Raw genomic sequence first — 23,876 nt, 5'->3', positions numbered from 1 at the left:
ACAGGTACCGGGGGGAGGGCAGGCCCGGAGGTGGCGACTTGACCGCCGTCACACCGGGCCTGGCACTGGGAGTGAGTCCGGGATCGGGGGACCTGGATCACGGGGAACCGGTGCCTACTGGCCACCGGTGAATGGCGGCTGTCCGTCCTGTGGCGCGGGGGAACCCGCAGGCGGCCCGCCCACCGGTGGCTCTCCCTGGTACTGCCCCGGAGCAGGGTACTGACCCTGCCCCTGACCCGGCTGGCCCTGGTACGGCGGCTGCTGCGCGGGCTGCTGGTAACCGCCCGGAATCTGCTGCGGGTAGTTGCCCTGATCCCCTGGCATCTGCGGGTGGATCTGGCCCGACGACGGCGCACCCGGCTGCATCTGCGGCGGCGCCTGCTCGCCGGCGACCGAGCCGATGGTGCCGAACGAGACCTGCGGCACCGCACGGACCTGCTCGTCCTTGACCTCGAAGTAGCCGGCCTTCTCGAACTTGAAGCCGCCCGCGATCAGGTTCGACGGGAACGCCTCGATCCGGGTGTTGTAGTCGCCGACGTTCGCGTTGTAGAACCGGCGGCCGGCCGCGATCCGGTCCTCGGTGTCGGTCAGCTCGCGCTGCAGACCGAGGAAGTTCTGGTTCGACTGCAGCTGCGGGTACTGCTCGACCGAGATCATCATCTGACGCAGCGCGCCGGACAGCTGACCCTCCGCAGCGGCTCGCTGCTCCGGGTTGGAACCCTGCACGTTCACCGCCTGGGTGCGCAGCCGGGCGACCTCCTCGAACACGTGCCGCTCGTGCGCCGCGTACGCGCGCACGGTCTCGACCAGGTTCGGGATCAGGTCGTACCGGCGGTGCAGCTCGACGTCGATCTGCCGCCACGACTCCTGGATCAGGTTCCGCTGCTTGACGAACCGGTTGTACGACGTGATCAGCATGATCGCCAGAATGACGATCACCGCGACGATCGCGATGATGACCCAGACCATTTCCCAGCTCCCGAATAATTGGCAGTGCTGGGAGCGACTCTACGGGTAGGTGGGTCCGCCCGCGGGTGGCTGCTGTGGGTAGGCGGACGGCTGCTGCGGGTAAGCCGGCTGCGGCCCGCGGGGGTCGACGCCCGCGTAGTCGCGCCAGACGTACGGCGGGACGTTCAGCGCGACCTGTTCGAGCAGCGCGAGGCGGTTCAGCACCTCGTTCGGGTTGTGCGCGCCGTTGTCCCAGCCGACCAGCGAATTCCCCTCGAAGCGCCAGCCGATCTCGCCGCGGGCGAGCAGCAGCTCCATCATCCGCGGCGTCACCACCGCGTGCCCGAACCGTTCGTCGTCGGCCTTGACCCGGAACGCCCGGTTGAACTGATCGCTCTCGAACTGGATGTCGCGGAAACCGAACGCGTTGGCCACGGCGCCGCCGAAGATCCCCTCGTGCGTCACCTCGAGGTGCGGCAGCGCGCCCGGCAACTGCAGCACGACGACACCGAAGTTGTGGGTGGTGGTGCGCCGCTGACCTTTCCCGTTCGTGGTGTGGGTCTGGTAGCTGTAGTCGAAGGCAACCATCTGGTGGCCGTTGTACGGTCCGGACAGCACGTTCTTGACGCGCCAGTTGTCGCCGGTGCGGAACGGCGTACCGGCCCATTGACCGGCCAGCGAGTGGTTGGCCGGGACGTACGACCAGCCGTGCTGGGCAGCGAACCCGGCGAACATCTCTCGGCGCTTCTTCGCCCGGTAGTAGTTGAAGTAGACGAGGCCGACGCCGACGACGATCGCCAGCAGGATGTACAGAAGGGTGCTGCTCTGCATCAGCCGAGCCCCAGGTCCTCGAGTCCGAACACGGACCGGTACTCCAGGCCCTCCGCCTCGACCCGCTCCTGCGCGCCGGTCGACCGGTCCACGATCACCGCTACGGCGACCACCTCGGCCCCGGCCTCGCGCAACGCCTCGACCGCCGTGAGCACCGATCCCCCGGTCGTCGAGGTGTCCTCGACCGCGAGCACCCGGCGACCCTTCACGTCCGGACCCTCGATCCGCCGCTGCAGACCGTGCGTCTTCTCGGCCTTCCGTACGACGAACGCGTCGAGCGCCCGCCCTTCCTGGGCCGCCGCGTGCAGCATCGACATCGCGACCGGGTCCGCGCCGAGCGTCAGCCCGCCGACAGCGTCGTACTCCAGGTCCTTGGTCAGCTCGAGCATCGCCGGGCCGATCAACGGCGCAGCGGCCGCGTCGAGCGTGATCCGGCGCAGGTCGACGTAATAGTCGGCTTCCTTGCCCGAGGCCAGCGTCACCCGGCCGTGCACGATCGCCTTGCTCTTGACCTGCTCCAGCAGTCCGTCCCGGTCGTAGCTCATGAGCCTTGAGCTTAGATCACGGCCGGGGCGCTCCGACTTCTTGCTCACCTGGCTACTCCCCGCACACGGACGAGTATGCAGTTGACCTGTAAAGGCTGTGTACGACGTGTCGATGGACGGCGATGGTTGCCCGGGACGACGATGTGGGCATGAAGGCGCTCGTGAAGGCTGAGGCCAAGCCCGGTCTGTGGTTGCAGGAGGTCCCGGAGCCGAAGATCGAGGCCGACGAGGTCCTGATCAAGGTGCTCCGCACCGGGTTGTGCGGCACCGATCTGCACATCCAGAGCTGGGACCACTGGGCGCAGAAGAACGTGCCGGTGCCGATGGTGACCGGGCACGAGTTCTGCGGTGAGGTGGTCGAGGTCGGCGTCGGCGTCCGTGACGTCGCGGTCGGCGACCTGGTCAGCGGTGAGGGACACCTGGTCTGCGGCCGCTGCCGCAACTGCCGGGCCGGGCGCCGCCACCTGTGCATCAAGACGCGTGGCCTCGGCGTCCACGTGCCGGGCGCGTTCGCGGAGTACGTCGCTCTGCCGGCCATGAACGCCTGGGTTCACAAGGACGCGGTGGACCTCGACGTCGCCGCGATCTTCGACCCGTTCGGCAACGCCGTACACACCGCCTTGTCGTTCCCGCTCGTCGGCGAGGACGTGCTGATCACCGGGGCCGGCCCGATCGGGGTGATGGCCGCGGCGGTCGCGCTGCACGCCGGGGCGCGGAACGTCGTGATCACCGACCTGTCGGAGTACCGCCTGGACCTGGCGCGGAAGATCGGCGTGACCCGCGCGGTGAACGTCGCCGACGAGACGATCGCGCAGGCGCAGCAGAGCCTCGGGATGCGTGAGGGGTTCGACGTCGGGATGGAGATGTCCGGGCAGCCGGCCGCGCTCCGGGACATGCTCGCGAACATGACGCACGGCGGGAAGGTCGCGATGCTCGGCCTGCCGTCGGACGAGATCGCGATCGACTGGGGCACGGTGGTGCTCAACATGCTGACCATCAAGGGCATCTACGGCCGGGAGATGTTCGAGACCTGGTACTCGATGTCGGTGATGCTGGAGCGCGGACTGGACCTGACGCCGGTGATCACCCACAGGTTCGGGTACGGCGACTTCGAGCGGGCCTTCGACGTGGCGCGCCAGGGGCAGTGCGGCAAGGTGATCATGGACTGGACGGCTGAGACGCTGGAGGAGAAGCACTGATGTTCGGGCGGATGCGGGACGACCTGACGACGACGATCGGCGAGATCCGGGACGCCGGGCTCTACAAGTCCGAGCGGGTGATCACCTCACCCCAGCAGTCCTTGATCTCGGTTGCGTCAGGCAACGAAGTACTGAACTTCTGCGCGAACAACTACCTCGGCCTGGCCGACCACCCCGAGGTGATCGCCGCGGCCCGGGACGCCTTGGACCGCTGGGGTTTCGGGATGGCCTCGGTGCGCTTCATCTGCGGGACGCAAGCGATCCACAAGGACCTCGAAGGTGCCCTGAGCAACTTCCTCGGGACCGAGGACACGATCCTCTACAGCTCCTGCTTCGACGCGAACGGCGGCCTCTTCGAGACGCTGCTCGGTGCCGAGGACGCGATCATCTCCGACGAGCTGAACCACGCCAGCATCATCGACGGCGTCCGGCTCTCGAAGGCTCGCCGGTACCGCTACAAGAACCGGGACATGGCCGACCTCGAGGCCCAGCTGAAGGACGCCGCCGACGCGCGGTACCGGCTGATCGCCACCGACGGCGTGTTCTCGATGGACGGGTACGTCGCCCCGCTCGACGAGATCTGCGACCTGGCCGAGCGCTACGACGCCCTGGTGATGGTCGACGACTCGCACGCGGTCGGTTTCGTCGGACCGGACGGCGCCGGCACCCCGTCGCTGTTCGGCGTGAAGGACCGCGTCGACATCGTCACCGGAACGCTCGGCAAGGCCCTCGGCGGCGCGTCCGGCGGCTACGTGTCCGCCCGCCGCGAGATCGTCGAGCTGCTCCGCCAGCGCTCCCGCCCGTACCTGTTCTCGAACTCGCTGGCGCCGTCCGTCACCGCCGCCTCACTGAAGGCACTGGAGCTGATCGGCACCTCGAGCGACCTGCGCGACAAGCTCGCCGCCAACACCGCACTCTTCCGCACCAAGATGACCGCGGCGGGCTTCGACGTACTCCCCGGCGACCACCCGATCTCCCCCGTGATGATCGGCGACGCCGCCGAAGCCGGCCGCTTGGCCGACAAACTCCTCGACCTCGGCATCTACGTCATCGGCTTCTCGTACCCCGTCGTACCCCAGGGCAAGGCCCGCATCCGGGTCCAGCTGTCCGCAGCTCACTCCACCGAGGACGTGGAGCGCGCCGTCGCTGCGTTCGCCGAAGCTCGCGCCGCCCTGGCGGGATAGTTCGAGCCGGACGCCGCTAGGGTTGTCCGGTTCGCACTGGGTGAGGAGCTTTATGCGCCAGATGCTGGCCGTTGTCGGAGTACTGGGTTTGGCGTGCGTTGCCGGATGTGGGGCGGACGGCGGGCCGGTGGCCACGGCGCCGTCGCCGGCCTCCTCGAGTGCGCCGCCGGTGACACCTTCGGAGCCGGCTGGGGCGTACACGCCGCCGACGTCGGCGCGGAGCGTTCCCGTTGTGCGGACGACACCGACGATGCTGAGTCTTTCTGCTGCGGGCACGAAGTACCTGCAGATCACCCGGCCGTACAACGTCGCGCTCGAGCGGTTCGAGAAGGCGGCCAACGAGAACATGTCGCTGACGACCCTGCAGGCCAGGGCCAAGGCGGTGGCCGCGGCGAACCTCGCCGAGTACGGCGCACTGAGGTCGACCGTCTGGCCCGCCAAGGTCTCGACGCAGATCCGGGCACTGGCGAAGGCGGATGCCGCCGCCCGGCCACACTGGCTCCTGGCCGCCGCGGCCGACAGCAAGTCCGAGATGGCCGACCACGTCCAGCGCGCCTCAGCCGCCGGCGGCAAGTCCCCCTCCACCCAGATCCGCCAACTCCTGGGCCTCCCCAAGTACAACGAGAAGGACTACAGCTGACGTTGTCGGTGCTGTGCGCGAAGATGCGTGCATGGTGGTGATGAGTGGGCGGGCGGTTAATCGGGCGACGTTGGCTCGGCAGGTTTTGCTGGGGCGCGAAGCGGTGCCGGCGGTTGACGTGGTCGGCCGGCTGGTGGGGATGCAGGGGCAGGAGGCCAAGCATCCGTACGTCGGGTTGTGGTCGCGGATCGACCACTTCGCGGAGTCCGAGTTGGATGATGCGGTCCGGGAGCACGACGTCGTACGGGCAACGCTGTTTCGCGGGACGTTGCATCTGGTGACTGCGGCGGATTACCTGCGGTTCCGCGCGACCGTGGCGCCGGTGCTCGAAGCGGGATTGAAGGTTCTGGGGGAACGCGGCGCGGGGCTCGAGCCGGAGAAGGTCGTGGCCGCGGCGAAGAAGTTGCTGACCAAGGAGCCGTTGACGTTCACCGAGGTACGCGACGCGTTGCAGCAGCAGTTCCCGGACGTGAACGAGCGCGCGCTCGGGTTCTGCACGCGGATGCTGGTGCCGTTGGTGGTGTACCCGACAGACGTCCGCTGGTCCTGGACGGCGAACTCCAGGTTCACGCCGGCCGAGAAGTGGATCGGGAAGAAACTCCACCAGCGCTCGGAGACCAAGGAACTCATCACCCGCTACCTGCAGGCGTTCGGCCCCGCCACGCCGGCGGACTTCCAGACGTGGTCCGGTTTGCAGAAGGCGAAGCCGTTGTTCGACGAGCTCGAGCTCGAGACGTTCAAGGACGAGGCCGGCAAGACGCTGTACGACGTACCGGACGCGCCTCGCCCCGACCCGGACACGCCGGCGCCGGTGCGCTTCCTGCCGGAGTTCGACAACGTGCTGCTGTCGCACGCAAAACGGGAGCGGATCATCGCCGACGAACACAAGCCGGCCGTGTTCACGAAGAACCTCCGCGTCAAAGCGACGTACACCGTCGACGGCCTGGTCGCCGGGCTGTGGACGACCGAGAAGAAGCGCGGTGTGGCCACTCTCACGCTGACTCCGTTCGGCCGGACGCTGAAGAAGACACAGGCGGAGCTGGAGCGGGAAGGCGACGGGCTACTCCGGTTCCTGGAGCCCGATGCCAAGTCCTATGAAGTGGTTACTACCGGTTAATGAGGTTGTTGTCACACGTCGGATGACTGGGCCAGAAACCCTTCGCCGGGTGGAATGGGTAGATGAACACAGTCCCCTCCATCACTCTGGACAACGGCGTCGAGATCCCGCAGCTGGGCCTGGGGGTCTGGCAGGTCGAGGATGCGATCGTCACCGACGTCGTGGCCGCGGCGTTCGAGACCGGCTACCGGCACATCGACACCGCAGCGATCTACGGCAACGAGTCCGGCGTCGGCCGGGCGATCGCGGCGTCAGGTCTCCCGCGTGACGAACTGTTCATCACCACCAAGCTGTGGAACTCCGAGCAGGGGTACGACAGCACGCTGAAGGCCTTCGACGCGAGTCTGGAGAAGCTCGGCCTCGAGTACGTCGACCTGTACCTGATCCACTGGCAGTCGCTGCAGCGGGACCTGTACGTCGAGACCTGGAAGGCGTTCGAGCAGCTGTACGCCGACAAGCGGGTGCGTGCGATCGGCGTCTCGAACTTCCACGAGCCCGCGCTGCGGCGGATCTTCGAGGAGACCACGATCCGGCCCGCGGTGAACCAGATCGAACTGCACCCGGCGCTCCCGCAGGACGAGTTGCGCGCGTTCAACGCCGAGAACGACATCGTCACCGAGGCGTGGAGCCCGCTGGCGTCCGGCGAGCTGCTGGCGAACCCGGCGCTCGCCACGATCGGCGCGAAGTACGGCAAGTCGGCGGCCCAGGTGATGATCCGCTGGCACCTGCAGCTCGGCAACGTGGTGATCCCGAAGACGGTGACGCCGAGCCGGATCAAGGAGAACTTCGAGGTCTTCGACTTCCGGCTGGACAACGACGACATGGCCGCGATCGCGGACCTGGAGACCGGCGTCCGCACCGGCGGCGACCCGGACGTCTTCGGCTAGGTCCTGTCTGATGGATCACCAGACAGGACCTACACCAGTTCGAGGAAGCGCGTCAGGACGGGCGAGTGGTTGTCCGGGGACCAGGCTACGGAGAGTTGCCACGGTGGTAGGTCGTCGGACAACTCGCGGTAGACGACCGTGTCGGGGTTGGACGGCGGGGTCGGGCTGATCAGCAGCGAGATCCCGAGTCCGGCCGCGACCAGCGACACGATCGTCTGTACGTCGGCCGCCTCCTGCTCGATCCGCGGTGTGAATCCGGCATCCCGGCAGTACCCGACGATCGTGTCGTGCACCGCCGGGCCGCTCGGCCGCGCGTAGAACACGAACGGCTCCTCCGCGAGCTCGGCCAGCCGCAGCCGTTTCCGCCGAGCCAGCCGATGCCGGGCCGGCAACGCAACCACCAACGAGTCCTCGGCAACCACCCGCGACGTCAACTTGGGCGCGAGCTGTACGACGGCACTCGCACCCGCCGGCGTACTGGGCCGCAGCAGCCCGACGTCGATCCGCCCGTCCCGGAGCGCCTCGGTCTGCCGCAACGTCGTCCACGACTCCAGGTCCAGCACCACCTCGGGATACGCCTGCCGGAACGCACCCAGCAGCCGCGGCAACGTATCGAACGTTGCCGACTGCACGAATCGCAGCCGCAACGTCCCGAGCTCACCGCGCTGCGTCCGTTGCGCCGCGCGGACCGCCTCGTCCGACCGCCGCAGCAGGTCCTGCGCATCGGCGAGGAACGTCGCGCCCGCGGCCGTCAGCACGAACCGTCGCTTCACGCGAGCGAACAGCTCGACGCCGAGATCGTGTTCGAGTGCCGCGATCTGGCGACTCAGCGACGGCTGGGTCAGGTGCAGCCGCGTGGCCGCACGCCCGACGTTCATCTCCTCGGCCACCACCACGAACGACCTGAGCTGGCGCAGTTCCATACCCACATCATGCACCATGCACATCAACTCCGCCCAGAACTTTCATTGGACGTATCAAGGTCCGGTTCCTACTGTCGAAAGCAGAGGAAAGGAAAACCGATGTACGTCTTCCCGACAGAAGTCATCAAGAAGGTCCACAACGAAAACCGCTCGGCCTGGCCCAACGCCCCGGTCGTCCCGCACCGTCCGCCTCGCCGTCCGCTGCGCGGCTTGCTGCGGCCACTCCGAGCAGTACGCCGCAACGCCGGGACGCGTCCGGTCACCAACACGTGCCAACCCACGCCCTGTCTCAGAGACGTTGCGAGCTGACGCATGTACATCCCCTATACCGTGATCAAGTCGATTCACGAGCAGACCCACTCCGCCGCGTCGGATGCCCCGGTGCGCCCCTATGTCCCGAAACGCCACCCGATCCGTGACGCCGTACGCCGGTGGCGGGAGCGCCGTACGCCGGACCGTCCGGCCGTCGAACTGAACCTGCTCCCCGGCGAGCTCAATGACGACCTGTGCCAAGCTGAGCTTCGTGATCGAGGTACGACGCCTGCGGGTGTTGCGCGCGCTTGCTGACCACGGGACTGTGACCGCGGCCGCCGAGGTGCTGCATCTGACACCCTCGGCGGTCTCGCAGCAACTGGCGGCCCTGGAGTCCGAGGTAGGCCAGGAACTGCTCGAACGCCGCGGCCGCCGGGTCGCGATCACCTCGGCCGGCCGGCTGCTCCTCGCCCACGCCGACACCATCCTCGCCGAGGTCGAACGCGCCGAGGACGCGATGCGGCTGCACGCGAGCGGCGCGAACGGCGAGGTCCGCGTCGTCGCCTTCGCGACCGCGATCACCTTGCTGGTCGCACCGGCGCTGACCAGACTCCGCGAGACCAGCCCCGGCCTCTCCCTCGTCGTGCGCGATGCCGAGGGACACCAGGGCATCACCCATCTGCTCGACGGCGACGCCGACCTCGCGATCGCCGTCGAGCACCGCGGCTCCCCGCGGCACGACGACCAGCGCCTGGTCCGGATCCCGTTGTACGCCGAGCCCTTCGTGGCCGTCCTGCCGCCGACGCACCCGGGCGCGGACCACGACACGATCGAGCTGGGCATGCTCGCGGACGACGACTGGGTGATGACCGCACCGGGCAACCCGATCCGCGACGTCGTGCTGCTCGCGTGTGAGCAGGCCGGGTTCCAGCCGCGGATCGTCCACCAGTCCGACGATTTCCGCGCCGTCGCGGCACTGGTCGCGGCCGGTGGCGGCGTCTCGCTCGTCCCACGCCTCGCCGTACCCGAACCGACCCTCGCCCTGATCCGCCCACTCCCGGCCCCCGCGCCGACCCGCCGCGTCTACGCCGCCGTCCGCAACAGCCGAGCCGACCACCCCCTGATCACCGCAACCCTCACAGTCCTCACCGAGGTCGCCGAGAAGCTGTAGTCAGTTGGAGATGACTACGGTCTTCCGAACAACCGCCGCGTCGTCGATCGCGTTCAGCAGGTAGGTGGCGACGTCCGCGCGGGTCATGGTGAATCCGCCGCGAACGGTGCCTTCGGTGTTGCTGCGGAAGGTGCCTTTCGCAGCGGCGTTGGTCAGACGCGGTGGGCACGCGATCGTCCAGTCGAGGTCGCTCGCCCGGATCACCTCCTCCATCTGGCGGGCGTCGGCGAACGAGTCCCGGAGGATGCGTTGCAGGATCGGCTTCACGACGTACTTCGTGAACAGGTCGTCGCCACCGCTGTGGATGCCGGCCACACTCACCACGAGGAAGCGTCGTACGTCGGCATCGCTCATCGCGTGCAGGATGCTTCGCGCGCTGCTCGTCAGCACATCGCTCGGCCCCTTCGGCCGCGGACCGAGCGCGGACAGTACGGCGTCGTGGCCGGCCACGACCGGCGTGATCGACGCCGGGTCCATCACGTCGGCTGTCACCACTTCGGTCAGCCCGCCGGCAACACCGGCGCGCGCCGCGACCAGCCGGAGCTCCGGCAGCGGCACCTGGAGACTCGACCCCTCGCGTACGACGGCCGTGACCGCGTGCCCGGCCGCCACCGCCTGCTGCACCACTTCGGTCCCGATCCGTCCGGACGCCCCGAACACCACCAGCTTCATCGTCACCCCTCCAGGTTAGTAAACGCTCACTCACTATGGTTAGTAAACACTCACCAACCTGTCAAGGTAGAGTTCGGCGCGGACGAACGGGAGGACGGGATGGGGACCAGGGACGAGATCCTGGACGCGGCCGCGGAGGTGTTGCGGACGCAGGGGTTCGCGCGGGCGACCACCAAGTCGATCGCCCAGGTCGCCGGGTACTCCGAGGCCGCGCTCTACAAGCACTTCGCGGACAAGGCCGCGATCCTGCTCGCGGTCATGCACGAGCGGATGCCCGAACTCCCCGGCTCCTTGAAGGAACTGCTCGGCAACCCCGGCAGCGGAACGGTCCGCGGCAATCTGACCCAGCTGGCGCGCACCGCGATCGACTTCTACGTCGAGGGCTTTCCGATCCTGGTATCACTGTTCTCGTCGCGGGAGTTGCTCGCCGCGCACCGGCTTCGTCTGCAGGAGCTGAACGCCGGGCCACACAAGGCGCAGGAGGGCCTGATCCGCTACCTCCGCGCTGAGCAGAAGCTCGGGCGTGTACGGCGTACCGCTGATGCCGGCGCCGCGGCCGCGTTGTTGTTCGGGGCGTGCTTCCAGCGCGGGTTCGAGGTCAACTTCGCCGGGGTCACACCGTCCGGCGAGGAGCACGACAAGTACGCCGCCGCTCTCGTCAAGACTCTCTACGAGACCCTGCAGCCGACGAAGCCGGACGGCGGCCGTCCAGGCCCACGGTCGACACGCGCGCAATGAGCGCTCGGGGTGTGAAGCGCGCGGCGAGCATCAGGAGCTTGTAGCGGCGGCTCGGGATCGAGATCGCCTTGCCTCGCATCAGGTCCTTCCAGGCCGCGGCGACCAGCTCGTCCGCGTCCAGCCACATGAAGGACGGGATGAGCGTCTTGTCCATCCCCATCCGCTCGTGGAACTCGGTGTGCACGAACCCCGGGCACAAGGCCATCACTGCCACACCTTGCGCGTGCAGCCCGGTCGCCAACCCGGCGGAGAAGGTCGTCACCCACGCCTTGTGCGCGCTGTAGATGTTGCGCTGCAGGAACCCGGCCACCGAGGACACGTTGATCACCGCACCCGAGCCGCGCTCGATCATCGGAAGTACGGCGGCATGCGTGAGCCGCAGTACGACGCGGACCAGCAGATCGAGCTGCTTCTCCTCGACCTCGACCGGGTTCTCCCAGAACGGCTTCTTCTGGCCGAAGCCGGCGTTGTTCACCAGCAGTTCGATCGGCCCGGTCCGGAACCGCTCCTCGACGCGCGCCAGATCGGCCGCGTCGGTAAGGTCGGCGGCCAGCACCTCGCACTCGACGCCGTGCAGCCGCGTGATGTCGGCGGCGACCTCCTTGAGGCGCGCCTCGTCCCGCGACACCAGCACCAGGTCGTACCCCTCGAGCGCGAGCTTGTCCGCGAACGCCCGGCCGATCCCGGTCGCCGGCCCGGTGACGAGCGCAGTCGGCATCGTGCAGTCCTCCCGTCGGTGACGCCACCAGTGTGTCACCTACCCTGATCTGGTGCTGGCGGACATCGACACCTGGGTTCTGGATCTCGACAACACGTTGTATCCGGCCGAGACCGGACTGGCCGGCCAGATGAACGTGCGGATCCGGGCGTACCTGTCCAACCTGTTCGGCACCGACGAAGCCGAGGCCCTTCGGTTGCAGGCGCAGCTCGTCGCCGAGCACGGGACGACCCTGCGCGGCCTGATGAACACCCGGTCGATCGACCCCCACGACTACCTCGCGTGGGAGCACACGATCGACTACGCCGTACTGCGTCCCGATCCGGCGCTGGCGGAGGTTCTCCGCGGGTTGCCCGGGCGGCGGTACCTGTACACGAACGGCTCGGCGTACCACGCTGAGCAGGTGCTAGGTCGCCTCGGACTGAGCGAGTGCATCGACGGCGTCTTCGACATCCTCGCCGCCGACCTGATCCCGAAGCCGTACGACGAGAGCCTGGACGCGTTCCTGGCGTCGTTCGGGATCGACCCGGCTCGCGCCGCGATGTTCGACGATCTCGAGGTGAACCTGACCGGGCCGCACGAGCGCGGGATGACGACGGTCTGGGTGACCGGCGGGACGCCGTACGAGCGGCTCGGTGACCGGCGCTGGCGGGCGGCCGATCTGACCGGGTTCCTGCGAGCAAACATCTGATGAATTACCGGATTGGCTCGGTCGAGCAGGCTGCGCATGGGCAATGTGACCATGAGTGGTCTGAGGACTTACGCTTCGGAGGGAGGTGAGGGGATGGCTGCTACGGACAAGGCACTGGCCGGGTTGCGGCAGATGATCGCGTCCGGGGAACTCGGGCCGGGGGCGAAGTTTCCGCCGGAGCCCGAGTTGTGCGACCACTTGGGCGTGTCCCGGAGCTCGCTGCGGGAGGCCGTACGGTCGCTCGGCGCGCTCGGGGTGATCGAGTCCCGGCACGGGTCGGGCACGTACGTCTCCGCGCTGGACCCGGCCGCGATCATCGGCAGGTTCTCGCTGTCGGTCGAGCTGATCCCGCTCGAAGGAGTGCTCGAACTGCTGGAGGTACGCCGGGTGCTCGAGGCGCACGCCACCGCTGCCGCGGCGGCCCGCCAGGACCCGGAGCTCGCAGCGCACCTGAGCGAGGTCCTCGATCGGCTCGAGTCGACCACCGACGCGACCGAGATCCAGCACCTGGACGCCGAGTTCCACGGCCTGATCTGCGCGGCCGGCGGCAACCCGACCGTCACCGCGCTCACCGGCGTGATCCGCGGCCGCGGCGGCCACTACCGGATCTTCGAGCCCGGCGCCGACTTCGACGCGATCAAACAGACGAGCGACCGCGGCCACCGCGAGATCCTGGCCGCGATCACCACCCGCGACCCCGCGGCCGCCGCCACCGCCGCATCCGCCCACATCGCCCAGACCGAACTCTGGCTACGCGCCCTCCGACCCGTCCCGCAACCGGCGCTGCCATGAGGTGGACCTTGCGGCCCGCGACGGCGAACGACCTCGAGGATCTCGTCGAGCTCCGGGCCGTGGCCATGCGCCCGGACCTCGAACGCCTCGGGCGGTACGACGACCATCGCGTGCGGCAACGCCTGCGGGACGCCTACGCACCCGAGCACACCCGGATCATCGAGGTCGACGGCGAGTTCGCCGGGTCCATCAGCATGCGGCCGGCCAAGGACCGCCAGTGGCTCGAGCACTTCTACCTCGCCCCCCACCACCAGGGCCGCGGCGTCGGTTCCGCCGTACTGCGCGCTGTCCTGGACGAAGCCGGCGGCGCGACCGTCGCGCTGAACGTCCTGCAGGGCAGCCCGGCCCGGAAGCTGTACGAGCGCCACGGCTTCGTCACCGAGGCCGAGGATCCCGTCGACGTCTTCATGGTTCGGAAATTTCTCTGACCTGTCGAGATCTTGCGCGCCGATCGTCGGGTGCATAACCTCCAGACAATTCGTCCGGGAGGGGATCCGCCGATGTCCCGTTCGCACTTGATCGCGGTCGCCGTGTCGACCGCGCTGCTCGGTGCCGTGCTCACGTACCAACCAGCCGCCGCGAGCCCCGCGCCGCGCATCACCCGTGCGGGCCTCGATCCCGCCTTGGTGACCGGCCGCGGCGCCGACGTACCGTTCGTCGAGCAGGAGGCGGAGAACGCCGCCTTCACCGGCGAGCAACTCGGCCCGGGACGGGAGGCGTACACCCTCCCGGCCGAGGCCTCCGGGCGTACCGCCGTACGGCTGCAGCCCAAGCAGTACGTCGAATTCACGCTGACGCAGCCCGCGAACGCGTTCACGCTGCGGTACAGCATCCCGGACGCACCGGCCGGCGGTGGGATCACCGCGCCGCTCGACGTGAGCGTCAACGGGAAGCACCGCCAGACGATGACGCTGACATCACAGTACGCCTGGCTGTACGGCATGTATCCGTTCTCCAACGACCCGAACGTCGACCCGACCCCGGGCTGGTGGAAGCCCGAGCCGGATCCGGTCGCGAAGCCGTTCCGGCCGAACCACTTCTACGACGAGCAGCGAGTGATGCTCGATCGGACGTACCAGGCCGGCGCGCGCATTCGGTTCGCGGTACCAAACGCGACTGCGGCGGCGTGGACGGTGCTCGACGTCGCAGACTTCGAGCTGGTGAACGCCCCGATGAAGCAGCCGGCCCGGTCCCTCGACGTGCGGTTGTTCGGCGCCGATCCGACCGGGCGACGGGACGCCGCGCCCGCGATCGAGCGCACGATCGCGGCCGCGAGGCGGATCGGCTGGTCGGTGTTCATCCCGGCGGGCACGTTCCAGGTCAACCGGCACATCGTCGTCGACCGGGTGACGATCCGCGGCGCCGGCAACTGGTGGACGATCATCAAGGGCAGGGTCCTGCCGCTCGCGGAGCCTGCGCCGGACAAGTCGGTGCACAGCGCACCCGGCTTCTACGGCAAGTACGCCGCCGACGGCGGGAGCACCGGCGTACATCTGTCGGACTTCGCGATCGAGAGCGACGTCCGCGAACGCATCGACACCGACCAGGTGAACGGCATCGGCGGTGCGATCGGCGGCGGCTCCACGATCCAGAACCTGTACCTGCACCACACCAAGGTCGGCATCTGGCTCGACGGCCCGATGGACGGCCTGCTGATCCGCAACAACGTCATCACCGACGCCGTTGCCGACGGCATCAATCTGCACCTCGGCGTCTCGAACGTCAGGGCCACCAACAACTTCGTCCGGAACAGCGGCGACGACGGGCTGGCGATGTGGTCGGAGGCGAACCCGTCCGGTGTGGTCAATCACGACAACGTCTACGACCACAACACCGTGCAGACCCCGGTGCTCGCGAACAACATCGCGATCTACGGCGGTCGCGACAACGCGGTCACCGACAACCTGGTCGCCGATCCGATCCGCGAGGGCAGTACGTTGCACGCCGGCTCGCGCTTCAACGCGACCCCGTTCGAGGGCACGCTGAGGTTCGCCCGCAACACCACGGTCCGCGGCGGTCCGCGCGATCTCAACTGGAACATCGGCCTCGGCGCGATCTGGCTGTACGCGTTGCAGTCCACGATGTCGGCTCCCGTCGAGATCGTCGACAGCTCGTTCCTGGACTCGACGTACAACGCGATGATGTTCGTCGTCGACTGGCCGGTGAAGGACGACTACGCGATCACCGGCGTCGTCGTCCGCAACGCCCACGTCGACGGCACCGGGACCAACGTGGTGAACGCCCGGGTCGGCGGCTGGGCGACCTTCGAGAACGTCGACGCCCGCAACGTCGGCGCGCCGTTCGTCAACAACTGCGGCACGTTCCACTTCAACGGCCCGCCGGAGTTCGACGTACGCCTGCTCGCCGGCAACGACGGCGGCTGGACGAGCGCAACCTGGTGCGAGGATCGCCCCACCGTTGTCCCGCCACCGCCGCCGTCTCCGTGGAACTGACGGTTCCCCAGGCCATCACAATTAACCGATGCCGGCGCGCTCCGGCGTAGTTGCTTGCTGATTCGGCGATTGTGATGGCCTGGAGGTCCGGAAGGCGGCCGTGAGGACGATCGCGCCGAGGAGGACGATGGCCGCGGCGACGCCGGCCGCGGTGTGCATGGCGTGGACGAAGGCGTCGTTCGCGAGTTGTACCAGGTCGGGGCGGTGCAGCGCGCCGGCCGCGTGGCGGGTCGCCTCGGCCGACGTACCGATCGCCTCCTCGTTCGGCAGGCCGGTCAGCGCCGGCGCGATCTGGTGCTGGTACGTCGACGACACGACGGTCCCGAGTACGGCGACACCGAGCACACTGCCACCTGACGCAGGGCGTTGCTGACCGCGGATCCGGCCCCGATCCGATCCATCGGGAGCGTCGCCATCACGGCCGCGGTCGTCGGCGCGACGGTCATGCCGATCGCGAGCCCGGCGAGGCCGCCGATGATCCCGATCACCACGAGCGACGTGCTGACGTCGTACGTGAGGTTGAGCGCGAAGCACGCCGCGAGGGTGAGGACCGCCGTACCCGACACCTTGGCGACGCCGAGCCGTGCGGCCAGCCGGGCACCGAGCGGGGCGCCGACGATCACACCCATTGCCCCAGGCAACGACATCAGACCGGCGTCCAGGGCGCTCATACCGCGGGCGCCCTGGAGATAGAACGCGAGGTAGAAGCCCTGCCCGGTAATGGTGAGGAAGACCGCCGCCAGCGAGAGATTGCCGGCCGCGAAGCGGCGATTGCGGAACAGGCGCGGGTCGAAGCTCGGCTCCGGTTCACGCCACTCGGAGTAGAGGAAGCCGGCGAGCAGCACGAGACCGGCACCGATGCTTGCCCAGACCTGCCAGCGATCCCAGCCGCCCTGGTGACCGCCTTCGATCAGTCCGTACGAGAGGCCGAGCAGGCCGAGCGTGGACAGGCCGAGGCCGAGCGGGTCGAGCCGGCGGCGCTTCGGGCTGCGCGGGTTCGGGAGTACGACGGCGGCACCGATCAGGCCGAAGGCGACGATCGGCAGGTTGATCGTGAAGACCGACCCCCACCAGAAGTGATCGATCAGCACCCCGCCGAGCACCGGCCCGACGGCGACGCCGACACCGGCCGACGACGACCAGACCGCGATCGCACCGGCCCGGCGTTCCGGCGGGAAGGTCCAGCCGATGATCGCCATCGACGTGGGCATGATCAACGCGCCGCCGAGGCCCATGGTGGCGCGGGCGAGGATCAGGCCGACCGGGTCGGTGGCCCAGGCGGCCCAGGCGGAGGCGATGCCGAAGATCAGCAGGCCGAGCATCAGGATGGTTCGGTGGCCGTAGCGGTCGCCGAGGGCGCCGGCCAGGAACAGGGCGGTGGCGAACAACAGCGAGTAGATGCCGACGGCCCACTGCAGCTGGCCGGGCGTGGCGCCGAGGCCCGCCACGGGATCGGCGAGGCGTTCGAGAGCGATACCGAGGACGGTCGAGTCGATCCAGATCAGGACGGCCGAGACGACCAGGATCGCGAGTATGCGGCGCTGGTGGATTGGACCTTGCGGGGGGTCGATCACAGACACGAGGTCTCCTATAATTGACAGGACCCTGACGAGGTTTCCCATCGTCGTAGATTGACAGGTTCCTGTCAATCTCTTTTTCGGCAGAATGTGATGCATGGACCCCAATGACGAGACCGGCTGTGTGACGTTCCTGGTGCGGCACGCCTGGCTGAGCATGCGATCCGCGCTCGCGGTCGCGCTCGACGAGCACGGGCTGTCGGTCCAGCAGTACGGCACGTTGCTGTGCGTCCGCGAGGCGCCGGGACTCACCGTGGCCGAGGTCGGCCGCGTGGTCGGTACGACGCGGCAGTCCGCGAACGAGCTGATCACCGGGATGGAGCGGGCCGGCCTGGTCGAACGGCGGCCGAACCCGAAGGACCGCCGTACCCAGCAGGTGCACCTCACCCCCGGCGGCGAACGCCGGCTGGCCGAGGCGGCCCCGGCGATCCGCAAGGTCGAGAACGACCTCGAGGCCGCCTTCAGCCCGGCCGACCGCGCCACCGCGCGCGCCTGGCTTGCGCACATGGTCACGGCCGTCGAGGGTTGAGGGATGCGCGCACACGCTGAGCGGTTGAACGGCCTGGGTACGACGATCTTCGCGGAGATGTCCGCGCTGGCGCTGGCGACCGGGTCGGTGAACCTCGGCCAGGGCTTCCCGGACCGCGACGGGCCGGACTCGCTGCTCGAGGATGCGATCGCGGCGATCCGGGCCGGCGCGAACCAGTACGCGCCGGCTCGCGGGGTGCCCGCGCTGCGGCAGGCGATCGTCGACCACCAGAAGCGGTTCTACGACCTCTCGTACGACCCCGACACGCAGGTCCTGGTCACCACCGGCGCGACAGAGGCGATCGCGGCCGCGCTGCTGGCGTTCGTCGAGCCCGGCGACGAGGTGATCGCGCTGGAGCCGTACTACGACTCGTACGCGGCCGGCATCGCCTTCGCCGGCGGTCGGCGCGTACCCGTGACACTGCGCGCACCGTCGTACCGCCTGGACCTCGACGAAATGCGCGCCGCGGTCACGCCGCGGACGAAGGTCCTGCTGATCAACTCACCGCACAACCCGACCGGGACCGTCCTCGACGACGAAGAACTGCGCGGCATCCGCGACGTCGCCCTCGAACACGACCTGATCGTGATCACCGACGAGGTCTACGAACACCTGGTGTACGACGGGATCCACCGGCCGCTGGCGTCGTACGACGGGATGGCGGACCGGACCGTGTCGATCAGCAGCGCCGGGAAGACGTTCGCGGTCACCGGATGGAAGATCGGGTGGGTCACCGGGTCACCCGAGGTGGTGACGGCGGTCACCACCGCCAAACAGTTCCTCACCTTCACCTCCGGCGCCCCTTTCCAGCCGGCCGTCGCGAACGCTCTTGCCCTGGGCAACGACTACTACGACGCCCTGCGCGCCGACCTCCAGTCCCGCCGCGACCTCCTGTCCGACGGCCTGGCCGACCTCGGCTTCGAGGTCCACCGGCCCGCCGGCACCTACTTCGTCACCACCGACATCCGCCCCCTCGGCCACACCGACGGCATCGAATTCTGCCGGATGCTCCCCCAACGAGCCGGCGTTGTAGCCATCCCCCACCAGGTCTTCTACGACAACCCCGAACCAGGCCGCCCCTTGGTCCGCTGGGCCTTCTGCAAACAACCCGAGGTGCTACAGGAGGCCCTGGAGCGCTTGCAGAAGCTCAGGGGAGGAACTTCCTGAGCGTCTCGGGGTCGCGGGCGATGGCGGTGGTCCGGTCGTCGGCGGTGATGATGGGGCGTTGGATGAGGATGGGGTCGGCGACCATCGCGTCGATCCATTCGCTGCGGTGATCGGCGTCGCGGGGCAGGGCTTTGAGGGGCTTCGCGGCGGGTTCGTTGTGGCGGACGATGTCCCAGGGTTCGAGGTTGAGGCGGGTGAGGACGGCGGTCAGTTCTTCGGCGGTGGGCGGGTCGTCGAGGTAGCGCCGTACGGTGTAGTCGATGCCGGCCTCGTCGAACGCCGTGGTGGCGGCTCGGCATTTCGAGCAGGCGGGGTTGATCCAGATCTCCACAGGGTCTCCTGGAGTCAGCGGTGGTTGAACCAGAGTCTGGTGGGACGTTGGAGCATGAGGGTCAGCAAGGTGACGTGGATGGCCAGGCCTAGGAGGCTTGCTGGTAGGGCCATGACGCCGCCTGCGATGCCGAGGGCTGCTACGGCGATCAGGACGTAGCGCGACCAGGGGCGGCCTTTGCGGAGGTAGAGGGCGGGGACAAGGTAGACGACGGCGCAGACAAGCGCGGCCGCGACCGCGACCGGGGTGTTGCCACGGGACCCGGTAAGTACTTCGGAGATCTGGCCGCCTGCGGACGTCAGGGTGAGCGCCGCCAGCAGCAGGCACATCGCGCCCAGCCCGGCGGAGATGACCGCGGCGACCGTCACCTGCTTGGGCGTCGCCGCCTCATAGCTGTGCGTGTCCGGCACCGCACCGAACAGCCCGCTGTACGGTCCCGGCCCACCATCGACCGGCTCGTCGCCACGCTGCTCAGCCATCCGCTTCCTTCCACGACCCCCGCCCCGATCCTCCCAGATCACCAAAACCGATTCCTTTCGCACTCGCGGCCGGTCTATTCACCAAAGACCGGAAGGAGCAGCATGCGCAAGATCATCGCCTCGGCGCTGATGACGCTCGACGGAGTCGTAGAGGACCCTGGAGGCTACAGCGGTACGGCGTACGGCGGCTGGGCGCAACCGTACTTCGGTGAGGAGTCGGTGCGCCTGTCGATCGAGAAGCTGGCGACCTGCGACTACTTCCTGTGCGGGCGGCGTACCTACGAGATGTTCGCCGCCGCCTGGGGAAACGCCGACGGGCCGTACGCCGATCGCCTGCGGAGCCTGCCGAAACTCGTTGCCTCCAGCACCTTGACCGGGAAACTGACGTGGAACGCGACGCTGCTGGAAGGCGATGCGATCGCTGCTCTCCGGGAGATCAAGAAGGAGGACGGCGGCGACATCATGATGTACGGCAATCCGGCGCTCCTGCACAGCCTGCTGGAGCACGGGTTGGTCGACGAACTGGAGATCATGCTGCACCCGCTGGTGCTGGGCACGGGCCAGACACTGTTCGCGGAACGCACCGAACTGAAACTGGTGCGTCAGAAGACGCTGCAATCAGGCGTCCTGGTGTTGACCTACGAACCCGCATAGACGAATGGGGCCCGGTCAGAGTGACCGGGCCCCAACACGCCTAGATGGCGCGCCTGCGGAGGCGACTGGTGGCGCCGACGGCGACCCCGAAGACCGCCAGGCCGGCAAGAAGGCGGATCCAGCTGCGGTCGCCTTCACCGGTGGCCCCGGCCAGCTTGAGCGAGTACGCCGTTGCGCCGGTCGAACCCTCGGGAGCACCGAACGGCATCGACTCGGTCTTGGCGCGGTCGGCGGCGGCGGAGAGCAGGCTGTAGCGGCGGCCGAAGTCGCGTGCGGTGTCGGCGCCGTTCTTGGTCAGCACCTTCGCACCTTCCTTCGAGAGTCGGCCGGCGCCGTCAGGGATGGCGGGCGCTTGCTCGGCGGCGGTGGTGAGACCGTCCGCCAGCTTGCCCGAACCCTCGGCCGCGGAGCCGATGCCGGTCGCCAGGTCCTTGGAGCCCTGGGCCAGCTGGTCCGAGCCGGTCTTGGCCTGGCCGACGCCGTCGGCCAACTTGCCCGTACCGCCGGCCAGCAACCCGAGCCCGTTGCCGAGCTGCCCGGTGCCGTTCGCCAGCACGCCGGCGCCCGCTTTGAGCTTGCCAGTGCCGGTGGACAGCGCACCCGCACCCGTGTCGAGCTGGTCAGCTCCGTCCGACAGCTGGGTGAGGCCGGCCAGCAGCGTTTTACCACCTGCCTGGATCTGTCCGATGCCACCCTGCAGCCCGTTGACCCCACCACGCAGGGTCTTGTTGGCCGGCGTGTCCTTGGAGGTGCCGATGCCGCCCTGGACACTGGCAACCACGCCGGACACCAGCTGAGTCACGCCGGCATCCACCGCCGCGAGCCCCTGCACCAGACCAGGCTCCGAGTCCGGGCAGCCCGAGACCCGGTTGTCGAGCCCGCACTGCAGCTGCGCGATACCTGGTACGGCGCGCTGGGTCAGCCGACCCTTCAGATAAGCGAGAGCAGCCTGCAGTTCGGCGGAATCCGGCAGCGGCTTGTCCAGATCGGGCACCGGGTCACCCATCGAGCCCATCCGGGCGATCACCGAGTCGAGGATCATCTTCTTGACCGGATTGGTCTCCGGCCCGACGTTCAGCGCCCCGGCCGGCCCGTTCAGCTGCGCGGCAGCGGCGCCATAGCAAGCCTCGTCGTACGTTCCGGCCGGCTTGCCCTTGCTGACTGCGGTGAGCGCGTCCGCCGCACAGTGCACGCCACCGCGCATCTTGTCGATTCCCGGACCGGCGGCCGCGAGCTGCTTCTTCAGGCTCTCCAGTCCGCCGAGCAGCGTTCCCTCGGCTCCGACCGAGCCGATCCCCGCGCGGAGCTGCGCCACGCCGTCGTGCAGGGCTTTCGCTTTGACGGGCAGTTGGCCGATGCCGCCGTACATCTGACCGAGCCCGTCCTCGACGCTCTTCAGCCCGCCGCTGACCTGGTTCAGGCCGTCGATCAGGGCAGGAGCTTTGCCGGCGGCCTCCTCCAGGCCGGAGGCGAGTTTGCCGGTGCCGGTCTTCAGCCGCCCGGCACCTGCTGCGAGGTCCTTCGCGCCTTTCTGCAGCTCACCCGCGCCCTTGTCCAGCTTGTTCGCACCCTTGGCGGCCTCGCCGGTCTTCGTGCGTAGGAGAGATGCACCTGACTCGAGCTCACCCAGGCCGTCGGCCAGCCGCACCGCACCGCCGGAGAGCTTCGTGGCACCCGGAGCGGCCTGGTTGGCGAGGCCTTCGTTCAGGGTCTTCGCGCCGGCGTTCAACTGGAGCAGGCCGGTCAGCAGCTTCTGGGCGCCGTCCCGCAGCCGGATCAGGTTCGAGTCGAGCGTCGTACCGCCCTCGACCAGGTCGGCGCCCTTCTCCGCGCCGCTCTGGTAGCCGGACACCGCGGTCTTGAACGACGGGCTTTCCAGCGGGCTGACCGGCAACGCGGTCAGCTCGGCCTCGGGGACGATCGCGTCCCTGACCTCCGCCGCCCAGCCGAACTCCGCGGTCGCGGCACCGACGGGCGGGAACAGCGTCGCGGTGAAGCTCAGCTTCGTACCGCCCTTGCCGTCGCCGGCCTTGTTCGCCTCGGCCGAGGTGACATCAGCGAATTCGGGCGGCAGCACCGTCGTCAGCTGACCGACCATCGGAATGACGACGTCGGCCTCCTCGACGACCTGCTTGCCGTACCCATCGGTGATCGTCACCGACTCCGTCTTGGCCGAGGTGTTCTCCACGACGTAGTGCGCCTCCAGCCGACCCTTCTTGCCGACGACGTCACTGGGCTTGGACAGCTTCTTGCCGTTCAGGGTGTAGGTGACGGCGACCTTGATCGGCAGCTTCTTCTTGTCGAAGTCGCTGACGGTACGAATCCGCTGCTCGCCGTCCACCGACAGGTCGACAGCCATCTTGCCGTCTTTGACCGAGAAGCCGCCGAAGCTGTCCAGGTTGCGCAGGCTGTCGGTCGAGACCGGGTTGGCGAGCTTCACCTTTCCGGTGCCGGCAAAGGCGAGTTGCTCGTAGATGCGGGCGCCTTTGACCTTGCCGCTGGGATCGAGTCTGGCCTGAACAGTCTCGGTGTTGGTGACCGTGACAGGTCCGGCGGAGAGTGCGCTCGAGGTGGCCAGTGCCTGGGACGTCGACAGGACGAAAGCGGAGGGGACGGCGATGGCGACAGCCAGTCCCCGGGTGATGCGTCGGGCGGTCACGCACGGTCTCCTTCGGTCGAGGCAAGCTCACGGGTGTCGTCGGCGGGAACCCAGGTGTCTTCTTCGGCAGGCTCGTCGGGTGGAACCTCGGAACGCTCAGCGGCCGGCGCCGGTCGCGGCCGCTGGAGCGAGGTCGTCAGGAACCCGATCCCGGCCGCCAGCAGTACGCCGGTGGCCGCCGACGGCGACTGGGCGAGGAAGGCCGGGCTGTCCGCGGTATAGGTCTCCTCGTACACGGCGACCATCGCGGCCGCACCGAGCAGCAACGTCCACAACGGGATCCGGTCGGCCGAGCCGGCCGTGAACGCCACGCACACGGCCATCACGGCGACGGCCGCGACGGCCCGGCCGGAGGCCGAGTCCGGCAGATAGAGCGCCCGTACGGCGAATCCGAGCCAGGCGACGAACAGCCCGATCAAGAAGCCGGCCGCGCGCATCGCCGGGGTGCGGTCGTGCACCAGCCCCACCACACCGCCCAGTGCCCCGCCGACCAGTGCTATGTGCTGCGTATCCAGACCGAGGGCTTCCCCGACCAGACACAACAGACCCGCGATGACGGCCAGCAGTGCACCGGATAACAGGGTGCTGCGCTGCATTGAGTCCTCCACTCACTGTGGGACTCCGGGGACCCCCCGCCGGAAAATCCAAGTTTCAGGTACTTGAACTACTGTTCAGTACCTTGCTGACGGACGTTCCTACCAAGCAGTAACCACTGGTTT

At 68.5% G+C, this 23,876-nt stretch carries 27 protein-coding genes; 15 read left to right on the top strand and 12 right to left on the bottom strand.

Annotated elements, in window-relative coordinates; genetic code table 11:
* Nucleotides 1-114: 114 nt before the first annotated feature.
* The 3 genes from EV647_RS38680 to pyrE are packed head-to-tail and all read right to left on the bottom strand — an operon-like array spanning nucleotide 115 to nucleotide 2,324.
* Nucleotides 115-969, bottom strand: coding sequence for a LemA family protein (locus tag EV647_RS38680; protein WP_134012109.1), 855 nt, complete (start codon nucleotides 967-969; stop codon nucleotides 115-117).
* A gap of 39 nt (nucleotides 970-1,008) precedes the next feature.
* The gene (locus tag EV647_RS38675) at nucleotides 1,009-1,779 is read right to left on the bottom strand and encodes a hypothetical protein (protein WP_238177608.1); all 771 of its coding nucleotides are present in this window, start codon (nucleotides 1,777-1,779) and stop codon (nucleotides 1,009-1,011) included.
* Complete coding sequence (pyrE, locus tag EV647_RS38670; protein WP_134012107.1) at nucleotides 1,779-2,324, bottom strand: orotate phosphoribosyltransferase; 546 nt, start codon at nucleotides 2,322-2,324, stop codon at nucleotides 1,779-1,781. The genes EV647_RS38675 and pyrE overlap by 1 nt, the downstream gene beginning before the upstream one ends.
* A 149-nt stretch (nucleotides 2,325-2,473) precedes the next feature.
* On the opposite strand from pyrE, the gene tdh reads away from it, so the two are divergent.
* From tdh to EV647_RS38645, 5 genes are all read left to right on the top strand, one after another.
* Nucleotides 2,474-3,523: an L-threonine 3-dehydrogenase gene (tdh, locus tag EV647_RS38665; protein ID WP_134012105.1), complete on the top strand. Its 1,050-nt coding sequence runs from the start codon at nucleotides 2,474-2,476 to the stop codon at nucleotides 3,521-3,523.
* Nucleotides 3,523-4,707: a glycine C-acetyltransferase gene (locus tag EV647_RS38660; protein ID WP_134012103.1), complete on the top strand. Its 1,185-nt coding sequence runs from the start codon at nucleotides 3,523-3,525 to the stop codon at nucleotides 4,705-4,707. Before tdh ends, EV647_RS38660 begins: the two co-directional genes overlap by 1 nt.
* Nucleotides 4,708-4,759: 52 nt before the next feature.
* Nucleotides 4,760-5,347, top strand: a complete 588-nt coding sequence (locus EV647_RS38655; protein ID WP_134012101.1) for a hypothetical protein — start codon at nucleotides 4,760-4,762, stop codon at nucleotides 5,345-5,347.
* Nucleotides 5,348-5,450: 103 nt separating this feature from the next.
* Nucleotides 5,451-6,464 carry a winged helix DNA-binding domain-containing protein gene (locus EV647_RS38650; protein WP_238177607.1) on the top strand — a complete coding sequence of 338 codons (1,014 nt, stop codon included), beginning with the start codon at nucleotides 5,451-5,453 and terminating at the stop codon, nucleotides 6,462-6,464.
* A gap of 62 nt (nucleotides 6,465-6,526) precedes the next feature.
* Entirely contained in the window at nucleotides 6,527-7,351 is an 825-nt protein-coding gene (locus EV647_RS38645; protein ID WP_134012097.1) for an aldo/keto reductase, read from the top strand.
* A 29-nt stretch (nucleotides 7,352-7,380) separates the two neighbouring features.
* Here EV647_RS38645 and EV647_RS38640 read toward each other — a convergent pair whose 3' ends face one another.
* The gene (locus EV647_RS38640) at nucleotides 7,381-8,274 is read right to left on the bottom strand and encodes a LysR family transcriptional regulator (protein ID WP_166679897.1); all 894 of its coding nucleotides are present in this window, start codon (nucleotides 8,272-8,274) and stop codon (nucleotides 7,381-7,383) included.
* Nucleotides 8,275-8,586: 312 nt separating this feature from the next.
* Here EV647_RS38640 and EV647_RS42335 point away from each other — a divergent pair, with 312 nt between their 5' ends.
* Complete coding sequence (locus EV647_RS42335) at nucleotides 8,587-8,841, top strand: hypothetical protein (RefSeq protein ID WP_166680534.1); 255 nt, start codon at nucleotides 8,587-8,589, stop codon at nucleotides 8,839-8,841.
* Nucleotides 8,798-9,697, top strand: coding sequence for a LysR family transcriptional regulator (locus EV647_RS38635; RefSeq protein ID WP_134012536.1), 900 nt, complete (start codon nucleotides 8,798-8,800; stop codon nucleotides 9,695-9,697). The genes EV647_RS42335 and EV647_RS38635 overlap by 44 nt, the downstream gene beginning before the upstream one ends.
* On the opposite strand, the gene EV647_RS38630 is transcribed toward EV647_RS38635, so the two are convergent.
* Nucleotides 9,698-10,369, bottom strand: a complete 672-nt coding sequence (locus EV647_RS38630) for an NAD(P)-dependent oxidoreductase (protein WP_134012534.1) — start codon at nucleotides 10,367-10,369, stop codon at nucleotides 9,698-9,700. It abuts the gene before it with no gap.
* A gap of 99 nt (nucleotides 10,370-10,468) precedes the next feature.
* Here EV647_RS38630 and EV647_RS38625 point away from each other — a divergent pair, with 99 nt between their 5' ends.
* Nucleotides 10,469-11,107 (top strand): TetR/AcrR family transcriptional regulator, encoded by a 639-nt coding sequence (locus tag EV647_RS38625; protein WP_134012093.1) that lies wholly within the window; start codon nucleotides 10,469-10,471, stop codon nucleotides 11,105-11,107.
* Here the strand turns inward: EV647_RS38625 and EV647_RS38620 are convergent.
* Entirely contained in the window at nucleotides 11,028-11,825 is a 798-nt protein-coding gene (locus EV647_RS38620) for an SDR family oxidoreductase (RefSeq protein WP_134012091.1), read from the bottom strand. The genes EV647_RS38625 and EV647_RS38620 overlap by 80 nt on opposite strands.
* Before the next feature lie 52 nt (nucleotides 11,826-11,877).
* Here EV647_RS38620 and EV647_RS38615 point away from each other — a divergent pair, with 52 nt between their 5' ends.
* The 4 genes from EV647_RS38615 (at nucleotide 11,878) to EV647_RS38600 (ending at nucleotide 15,761) form a co-directional block, all read left to right on the top strand.
* A complete protein-coding gene (locus EV647_RS38615; protein ID WP_134012089.1) occupies nucleotides 11,878-12,516 on the top strand; it encodes a pyrimidine 5'-nucleotidase in 639 nt (212 codons plus the stop codon).
* A gap of 93 nt (nucleotides 12,517-12,609) precedes the next feature.
* A complete protein-coding gene (locus tag EV647_RS38610; RefSeq protein WP_134012087.1) occupies nucleotides 12,610-13,308 on the top strand; it encodes a FadR/GntR family transcriptional regulator in 699 nt (232 codons plus the stop codon).
* Nucleotides 13,305-13,736, top strand: coding sequence for a GNAT family N-acetyltransferase (locus EV647_RS38605; RefSeq protein ID WP_134012085.1), 432 nt, complete (start codon nucleotides 13,305-13,307; stop codon nucleotides 13,734-13,736). The genes EV647_RS38610 and EV647_RS38605 overlap by 4 nt, the downstream gene beginning before the upstream one ends.
* A gap of 72 nt (nucleotides 13,737-13,808) precedes the next feature.
* On the top strand, nucleotides 13,809-15,761 hold the full coding sequence (locus tag EV647_RS38600; RefSeq protein ID WP_134012083.1) for a glycosyl hydrolase family 28-related protein: 1,953 nt from the start codon (nucleotides 13,809-13,811) through the stop codon (nucleotides 15,759-15,761).
* 21 nt (nucleotides 15,762-15,782) lie between these two features.
* Here the strand turns inward: EV647_RS38600 and EV647_RS38595 are convergent, their stop codons facing one another.
* Both EV647_RS38595 and EV647_RS38590 read right to left on the bottom strand, forming a co-directional pair.
* The gene (locus EV647_RS38595) at nucleotides 15,783-16,106 is read right to left on the bottom strand and encodes a hypothetical protein (RefSeq protein WP_134012081.1); all 324 of its coding nucleotides are present in this window, start codon (nucleotides 16,104-16,106) and stop codon (nucleotides 15,783-15,785) included.
* Nucleotides 16,037-17,341, bottom strand: coding sequence for an MFS transporter (locus tag EV647_RS38590; protein WP_166680533.1), 1,305 nt, complete (start codon nucleotides 17,339-17,341; stop codon nucleotides 16,037-16,039). Before EV647_RS38590 ends, EV647_RS38595 begins: the two co-directional genes overlap by 70 nt.
* 94 nt (nucleotides 17,342-17,435) lie before the next feature.
* On the opposite strand from EV647_RS38590, the gene EV647_RS38585 reads away from it, so the two are divergent.
* Nucleotides 17,436-17,867: a MarR family winged helix-turn-helix transcriptional regulator gene (locus EV647_RS38585; RefSeq protein WP_134012077.1), complete on the top strand. Its 432-nt coding sequence runs from the start codon at nucleotides 17,436-17,438 to the stop codon at nucleotides 17,865-17,867.
* Nucleotides 17,868-17,870: 3 nt separating this feature from the next.
* The gene (locus EV647_RS38580) at nucleotides 17,871-19,034 is read left to right on the top strand and encodes a pyridoxal phosphate-dependent aminotransferase (RefSeq protein ID WP_134012075.1); all 1,164 of its coding nucleotides are present in this window, start codon (nucleotides 17,871-17,873) and stop codon (nucleotides 19,032-19,034) included.
* Here EV647_RS38580 and EV647_RS38575 read toward each other — a convergent pair.
* Nucleotides 19,015-19,365, bottom strand: a complete 351-nt coding sequence (locus tag EV647_RS38575) for an ArsC/Spx/MgsR family protein (RefSeq protein ID WP_134012073.1) — start codon at nucleotides 19,363-19,365, stop codon at nucleotides 19,015-19,017. The genes EV647_RS38580 and EV647_RS38575 overlap by 20 nt on opposite strands.
* Before the next feature lie 14 nt (nucleotides 19,366-19,379).
* On the bottom strand, nucleotides 19,380-19,844 hold the full coding sequence (locus tag EV647_RS38570) for a hypothetical protein (protein ID WP_134012071.1): 465 nt from the start codon (nucleotides 19,842-19,844) through the stop codon (nucleotides 19,380-19,382).
* Nucleotides 19,845-19,946: 102 nt separating this feature from the next.
* Between EV647_RS38570 and EV647_RS38565 the strand changes: the two genes are divergently transcribed.
* Nucleotides 19,947-20,498 carry a dihydrofolate reductase family protein gene (locus EV647_RS38565; protein WP_134012069.1) on the top strand — a complete coding sequence of 184 codons (552 nt, stop codon included), beginning with the start codon at nucleotides 19,947-19,949 and terminating at the stop codon, nucleotides 20,496-20,498.
* A gap of 40 nt (nucleotides 20,499-20,538) precedes the next feature.
* Here EV647_RS38565 and EV647_RS38560 read toward each other — a convergent pair whose 3' ends face one another.
* Nucleotides 20,539-23,157, bottom strand: a complete 2,619-nt coding sequence (locus tag EV647_RS38560) for a hypothetical protein (protein ID WP_134012067.1) — start codon at nucleotides 23,155-23,157, stop codon at nucleotides 20,539-20,541.
* Nucleotides 23,154-23,753, bottom strand: a complete 600-nt coding sequence (locus tag EV647_RS38555) for a hypothetical protein (protein WP_134012065.1) — start codon at nucleotides 23,751-23,753, stop codon at nucleotides 23,154-23,156. The genes EV647_RS38560 and EV647_RS38555 overlap by 4 nt, the downstream gene beginning before the upstream one ends.
* Between the last annotated feature and the right edge of the window lie 123 nt (nucleotides 23,754-23,876).

The organism is Kribbella sp. VKM Ac-2566 (genome assembly GCF_004366005.1).
Taxonomy (GTDB): domain Bacteria; phylum Actinomycetota; class Actinomycetes; order Propionibacteriales; family Kribbellaceae; genus Kribbella; species Kribbella pratensis.
This window is presented reverse-complemented; position numbering and strand designations above follow the sequence as displayed.